Genomic DNA, 7,374 nt, shown 5'->3' with positions numbered 1-7,374 from the left:
CGTTAGGGTTGCTGTTCAATCTTCCCCCCCCCCCCCCCCCCCGGGCCCGGGGGGGGGCCCCCCCCCCCCCGGGGCCCCCCCGCCCCCCGGGTCCGTCATGACGCGCGCTCAGCGCATCAGCACGCCCCCGCCCTCCCCCGTCGCCTCGGTCGGCAGGGCAACCAGTCCCAGTTCGGCACTGGTGGCCAGCAGCCGGTGGGCGGGCAGGACGCGCACGGTGTAGCCGTACGGTCCCGTCCGGTCCGGGGTGAGCGGGCCCTCGTACAGCCAGCGGTCCTCCAGGTCCTGACCGCCCGCCGGCTTCAGCGGGAAGGTCTGGGCGTCCGCGATGGCATCGCCGGAGTCGACCCGGCCCGCGACCACCTGGACCTCGACGTCGTCCGGCTCCAGGCCGCCGAGCGCGATCCGCACCCGCAGCGCCAGGGTGGCCCCCAGCTCCGCCGAACCGCCTGCGGCGTCCCCGGTGACCGTCTCCACGTGGTCGACGGAGACCCCGCGCCAGGCCGCCCGGACCTTGGCCTTCCACGCGGCGAGGTCCTGTGCCACCGCGGGCTCCAGTGCCCGGCGGGCCTGGGCGGCGGGGGCGTACAGGCGCTCCACGTACTCGCGCACCATCCGCCCCGCCAGCACCTTCGGGCCCAGGTTCACCAGGGTGGAGCGGACCATCTCGATCCAGCGGTCGGGCAGGTCGCCGGCGCCCCGGTCGTAGAAGCGCGGCGCCACCCGGTCCTCGATCAGGGCGTACAGCGCGTTCGACTCCAGCTCGTCCCGGCGGTCCTCGTCGACCGCGGAGCCGTCGGCGGTGGGGATCTCCCAGCCGAAGTCCGGGTCGAACCACTCGTCCCACCAGCCGTCGCGCACCGACAGGTTGAGGCAGCCGTTGAGCGCCGCCTTCATCCCGCTCGTGCCGCAGGCCTCCAGCGGGCGCAGCGGGTTGTTGAGCCAGACGTCGCAGCCCGGGTAGAGCTTCTGCGCCATGCCCATGCCGTAGTCCGGGAGGAACACGATGCGGTGGCGCACGCGCGGGTCGTCCGCGAACCGCACCAGCTCCTGGACCAGACGCTTGCCGCCGTCGTCGGCCGGGTGGGCCTTGCCCGCGACGACGATCTGGATCGGGTGCGTCGGGTGCAGCAGCAGGGAACGGAGCCGGTCGCGGTCGCGCAGCATCAGCGTCAGCCGCTTGTACGAGGGGACGCGGCGGGCGAAGCCGATGGTCAGGATGTCCGGGTCGAGGACGCCGTCGATCCAGCCCAGCTCGGCGGTGCCCGCGCCGCGCCTGCGCCAGGAGGCGTAGAGGCGGCGGCGGACCTCGGTGACGAGCTGGCCGCGCAGGTCCCGGCGCAGGTCCCAGATCTCCTGGTCGCCGATGCCGGTCACCGCGTCCCAGCGGCGGGGGGTGCCGGTCTGCGCGGATGCCTCGTCGGCCACCGGGCCGCCGGCCAGCACCTGGTGGGCGCGGCCCTCGCCGACCTGGCCCGCGCCGAGCCGGAACACCTCGGGGGCGACCCAGGTCGGGGCGTGGACGCCGTTGGTGACGGAGGTGATCGGCACCTCGGCGGGGTCGAAGCCCGGCCAGAGCCCGGAGAACATCTCCCGGCTGACCGCCCCGTGCAGGGTGGAGACGCCGTTGGCGCGCTGGGCGAGCCTGAGGCCCATCACCGCCATGTTGAACAGCTCCGGCTCGCCGCCGGGGTAGGTCTCGGTACCGAGCGGCAGAATCTTCTCGACGGGTACGCCGGACAGTTCGCCCTCGTCGCCGAAGTGGCGGGCGACGAGCCCCCGGTCGAAACGGTCTATGCCGGCGGGGACCGGGGTGTGGGTGGTGAAGACGGTCCCGGCCCGGACCACCTCGAGCGCGGCGTCGAAGTCGAGCCCCTCGGCGGCCAGTTCACGGATGCGCTCCAGGCCGAGGAACCCGGCGTGGCCCTCGTTGGTGTGGAACACCTCCGGCTCCGGGGTGCCGGTGAGCCGGCACCAGGTGCGTACGGCGCGCACGCCGCCGATGCCGAGCAGCATCTCCTGGAGGAGGCGGTGGTCACTGCCGCCGCCGTAGAGCCGGTCGGTGACGTCGCGTTCGCCGGGGGCGTTCTCCTCGACGTCGGAGTCGAGGAGGAGCAGCGGCACGCGGCCGACCCGGGCCAGCCAGATACAGGCGTGCAGCGAGCGTCCGCCGGGCAGGGCGAGGACGACCCGGGCGGGGGTGCCGTCCGCCTCGCGGACCAGGTCGAGCGGGAGTTCGTTGGGGTCGAGGACGGGATAGTGCTCCTGCTGCCAGCCCTCGCGGGAGAGGGTCTGGCGGAAGTAGCCGTGGCGGTAGAGCAGGCCGACGCCGATGAGCGGGACGCCCAGGTCGCTGGCGGCCTTGAGGTGGTCGCCGGCCAGGATGCCGAGGCCGCCGCTGTACTGGGGCAGGGCGGCGGTGACACCGAATTCGGGTGAGAAGTAGGCGATGGCGGAGGGGAGTTCGGCTCCGGCGGCCCGCTGTTCCTGATACCAGCGGGGGCCGTCCAGATATTCCGCCAGATCGGCGGAGGCCGCGGCGAGGCGGCCGAGGTACTCCGCGTCCCCGGCCAGTTCGGTCAGCCGCCCGGCGGACAGCGAACCGAGCAGGCGTACGGGGTCGGCGTCCGCGGGCCGCCAGCCCTCGGGGTCGGCGGACCGGAAGAGCTCGCGGGTCTCGGTGTGCCACGACCAGCGCAGGTTGCGCGCGAGGTCGTGGAGGGGTCGGAGGGGTTCGGGGAGGACAGGACGCACGGTGAATCGACGAATGGCCTTCACTGCTCCACCTTTACAGGGGACTTGCGCATCCGAGCGGACGCACCACGGTGTGCGTCCCTTCCGTCACCCCTGACGGTAGCGGCCGTCCGTGGCGGGCTGCCACGGCGCGCGGACGGCTCACCGGGTCCGGGTCCGGCCGCCGCGCGCCTCCCCGCCGCAGCCGCACCGACCGCCCGCAGGCGTTCCACGAACGTTCCCCCGACACTCCACGGGTGTTCCACGGGCGCCCCATCCGCCCCGCCAGTGATCTCCCGTCACTTCTTCCACCTGGCGGTTTGGCCGGTTTCCCCCCGTACGCAGCCTTGTGGACCTCCCTGCCACAGGGAAGGCTGCCGTGTGGCGCCGCAGAACGGGTATCCGGAAACCCGTAGGGGGCGCTTCGGGACTCCTGCGCCGGTCGGGGCGTACGCGCCGCGTGCGGCGGGGCCCGAGCGGCCCGTTACGACCGAGTAGTTAACACGGCGCCGGATTTCCCACCCTCCGACGCGGGGAAGGCTTCCCCGGTACACCGCACGACCCCGGCCCGCACTCGTTCTCCGTGCATCCCGAAACATGCGCGAAACCCCCGCGACCCACCCATTCGAGTGCCATTCGAGTGAACGCGGACAGGAGCGGCCATGCCCACAGCCCGTCAGCAGACTGCTGAGCAGTTACAAAGGACAGATCCCCGTCTTCGCGGCACACGCGGTCGGTCCTCCGCGTCCGTGCCGTCCCCCGTGCACGCCGAGCTCCTCCAGCCCTCAGGTGATTCCATGATCGGTCGTATTCCCGTCCTGGACGTCCGTCCTCTCGTCGACTGCGGCAGACGGGCGGCGAAGGCCGTCGTCGGTGAGACCTTCCAGGTCACCGCCACCGTCTTCCGCGAAGGCCATGACGCGGTGGCCGCCAATGTCGTACTGCGCGATCCGAGCGGACGGGTCGGGCCGTGGACCCCGATGCGCGAGCTGGCGCAGGGCACGGACCGGTGGGGGGCCGAGATCACGCCGGATTCCGAGGGCCGCTGGACGTACACGGTGGAGGCCTGGAGCGATCCGGTCAGCACCTGGCGGCACCACGCCGCGATCAAGATCCCGGCGGGCATCGACACGGACCTGGTGCTGGCCGAGGGCGCGGCGCTGCTGGAGCGGGCCGCCGCGGGCGTACCGAAGAAGCACGGCCGCGAGGCGGTGCTGGCCGCGGTGGACGCGCTGCGCGACACCGCGCACCCGGCGGCCGCCCGGCTGGCCGCGGCGCTGACCCCGGCCGCCGACGCCGTACTCGCCCGCTATCCGCTGCGTGAACTGGTCACCCGCTCCAAGCCGCTGGCGGTGCGGGTGGAGCGCGAGCGGGCGCTGTTCGGGTCGTGGTACGAGCTGTTCCCGCGCTCGGAGGGGGCGCGGGAGGTGCCGGTGGACCCGGCGGACACCTCGCCGGACGCACCGACCCGGCTGGTCAGCGGGACCTTCCGAACGGCGGCCGAGCGGCTGCCCGCGGTCGCCGCGATGGGGTTCGACGTGGTGTACCTGCCGCCGATCCACCCGATCGGGACCACGCACCGCAAGGGCCCGAACAACACGCTGACGCCCGGGGAGCACGATCCGGGCGTGCCGTGGGCGATCGGTTCGCCGGACGGCGGGCACGACGCGGTCCACCCGGAGCTGGGGACGCTGGAGGACTTCGACCACTTCGTGGAGGTGGCCCGCAACCTCCGGATGGAGATCGCGCTGGACTTCGCGCTCCAGTGCTCGCCGGACCACCCGTGGGTCAAGGAGCACCCGGACTGGTTCCACCACCGCCAGGACGGTTCGATCGCGTACGCCGAGAACCCGCCGAAGAAGTACCAGGACATCTATCCGATCGCCTTCGACAAGGACATGCGCGGTCTGGTGGCGGAGACCGTACGCGTTCTGCGCTTCTGGATGGACCACGGCGTGCGTATCTTCCGGGTCGACAACCCGCACACCAAGCCGGTGGTGTTCTGGGAGAAGGTCATCGCCGAGATCAACGGCACCGACCCCGATGTCATCTTCCTGGCGGAGGCGTTCACCCGCCCGGCGATGATGCACACGCTCGGCGCGGTCGGCTTCCAGCAGTCGTACACGTACTTCACCTGGCGCAACACCAAGCAGGAACTGACCGAGTACGTCACGGAGCTGGCCGGCGAGGCCGCCTCGTACATGCGGCCCAACTTCTTCGTGAACACCCCCGACATCCTTCCCGGCTACCTCCAGGAGGGCGGCCGCCCGGCCTTCGAGGCGCGGGCGGTGCTGGCCGCGACGCTGGCTCCTTCCTGGGGTGTGTACGCGGGGTTCGAGCTGTGCGAGAACACTCCGGCCAAGCCGGGGAGTGAGGAGTACCTGCACTCGGAGAAGTACGAACTGCGCCCGAGGGCCTGGGAGTCGGCGGAACGCGAGGGCCGCACGCTCACCCCCCTGATCACCTCGCTGAACCGGATCCGGCGGCGTCACCCCGCTCTGCGGCAGCTGCGCGACGTCCACTTCCACCACAGCGACAACGAAGCGCTGATCGTCTACAGCAAGCATTCCGGACCGAACACCGTTCTGGTGGTCGTGAACCTCGACCCGCACCACACCCAGGAGGCCACGGTCTCGTTGGACATGGAGCGGCTCGGCCTTTCCTGGCACGAGCGCGTACCGGTGCGCGACGAGCTCACCGGCGACACCTATCACTGGGGCAGGAACTTCTACGTGCGCCTAGAGCCGGGCATCACGCCCGCGCACATCGCGGTCCTGCGACCGTCCCCGCCGACCGGAGGGTCACCCACACCATGATCGTCAATGAGCCTGTTCCCGACACGTTCGAGGACACTCCCGCCAAGGACCGCGATCCCGACTGGTTCAAGCGAGCCGTCTTCTACGAGGTGCTCGTCCGGTCCTTCCAGGACTCCAACGGCGACGGAATCGGCGACCTCAAGGGCATCACCGCCAAGCTGGACTACCTCCAGTGGCTCGGCGTCGACTGCCTCTGGCTGCCGCCGTTCTTCAAGTCGCCGCTGCGCGACGGGGGCTACGACGTCTCCGACTACACCGCCGTGCTGCCGGAGTTCGGCGATCTCGCCGACTTCGTGGAGTTCGTGGACGCCTCGCACCAGCGGGGCATGCGCGTCATCATCGACTTCGTCATGAACCACACGAGCGATCAGCACGAGTGGTTCCAGCAGTCCCGCACCGACCCCGACGGGCCGTACGGCGACTACTACGTCTGGGCCGACGACGACAAGCAGTTCCAGGACGCCCGGATCATCTTCGTCGACACCGAGACGTCCAACTGGACCTTCGACCCGGTGCGCAAGCAGTACTACTGGCACCGCTTCTTCTCCCACCAGCCGGACCTCAACTACGAGAACCCGGCGGTCCAGGAGGAGATCCTGGCGGCCCTGCGGTTCTGGCTGGACCTGGGCATCGACGGCTTCCGGGTCGACGCGGTGCCCTACCTCTACCAGCGCGAGGGCACCAACTGCGAGAACCTCCCCGAGACCCACAACTTCCTCAAGCGGGTCCGCAAGGAGATCGACGCCAACTACCCGGACACCGTGCTCCTCGCCGAGGCCAACCAGTGGCCGGAGGACGTCGTCGACTACTTCGGCGACTACGAGCAGGGCGGCGACGAATGCCACATGGCGTTCCACTTCCCGGTGATGCCGCGGATCTTCATGGCGGTGCGCCGCGAGAGCCGCTACCCGGTCTCCGAGATCCTGGCCAAGACCCCGGAGATCCCGAAGAACTGCCAGTGGGGCATCTTCCTGCGCAACCATGACGAGCTCACGCTCGAAATGGTCACGGACGAAGAGCGCGACTACATGTACGCGGAGTACGCCAAGGACCCACGGATGCGGGCCAACATCGGCATCCGCCGGCGGCTCGCCCCGCTGCTGGACAACGACCGCAACCAGATCGAACTGTTCACCGCGCTGCTGCTGTCACTGCCCGGATCCCCGATCCTCTACTACGGGGACGAGATCGGGATGGGCGACAACATCTGGCTGGGCGACCGGGACGCGGTGCGCACCCCGATGCAGTGGACGCCCGACCGCAACGCCGGGTTCTCCTCCAGCGATCCGGGGCGGCTCTACCTCCCCACGATCATGGACCCGGTCTACGGCTACCAGGTCACCAACGTGGAAGCGTCGATGGCCTCGCCGTCCTCGCTGCTGCACTGGACCCGCCGGATGATCGAGATCCGGAAGCAGAATCCGGCCTTCGGGCTCGGCGAGTACACCGAACTCCCTTCCTCCAACCCGGCGGTGCTGGCGTTCACCCGCGAGTACGGGGACGACCTCGTCCTGTGCGTGCACAACTTCTCGCGGTTCGCGCAGCCGACGGAGCTGGACCTCCGATCGTTCGCCGGACGTCATCCGGTGGAATTGATCGGCGGGGTACGCTTCCCGGCCATCGGTCAGTGGCCCTACCTGCTGACCCTTGCGGGACACGGCTTCTACTGGTTCCGGCTGCGCAAGGACGCGCCGCCGGCCTGAGACGCCATCGCTCCGTGGGGGGGGGGGTGAGCCCGCCCCCCCCGGGGCCGCTGGACGCGCAGCCCCCGCCCGCAACGGTAGGGGGGGGGGGTACGGAATCAACCACAGCGCCACCCCCCAAC

3 protein-coding genes are annotated in these 7,374 nt (G+C 70.8%); 2 read left to right on the top strand and 1 reads right to left on the bottom strand.

The window, feature by feature from the left end; translation table 11 throughout:
• Positions 1-108 precede the first annotated feature (108 nt).
• Positions 109-2,778: an alpha-glucan family phosphorylase gene (gene glgP, locus JS521_RS15915; RefSeq protein ID WP_205083644.1), complete on the bottom strand. Its 2,670-nt coding sequence runs from the start codon at positions 2,776-2,778 to the stop codon at positions 109-111.
• A gap of 752 nt (positions 2,779-3,530) precedes the next feature.
• Between glgP and JS521_RS15910 the strand changes: the two genes are divergently transcribed.
• Complete coding sequence (locus JS521_RS15910; RefSeq protein ID WP_205083643.1) at positions 3,531-5,549, top strand: alpha-1,4-glucan--maltose-1-phosphate maltosyltransferase; 2,019 nt, start codon at positions 3,531-3,533, stop codon at positions 5,547-5,549.
• Positions 5,546-7,252 (top strand): maltose alpha-D-glucosyltransferase, encoded by a 1,707-nt coding sequence (treS, locus tag JS521_RS15905; RefSeq protein WP_205083642.1) that lies wholly within the window; start codon positions 5,546-5,548, stop codon positions 7,250-7,252. Before JS521_RS15910 ends, treS begins: the two co-directional genes overlap by 4 nt.
• The last annotated feature ends 122 nt before the right edge of the window (positions 7,253-7,374 follow it).

The sequence above is a fragment of the Streptomyces durocortorensis genome (assembly GCF_016901035.1).
Taxonomy (GTDB): domain Bacteria; phylum Actinomycetota; class Actinomycetes; order Streptomycetales; family Streptomycetaceae; genus Streptomyces; species Streptomyces durocortorensis.
The sequence above is the reverse complement of the archived record's forward strand: the minus strand, read 5'-3'. Positions and strand labels throughout refer to the sequence as shown.

Coding starts and splice junctions, on each gene's coding strand:
- JS521_RS15910 (WP_205083643.1), top strand. CDS start 3,531: ATGATCGGTCGTATTCCCGTCCTGGACGTCCGTCCTCTCGTCGACTGC.
- treS (WP_205083642.1), top strand. CDS start 5,546: ATGATCGTCAATGAGCCTGTTCCCGACACGTTCGAGGACACTCCCGCC.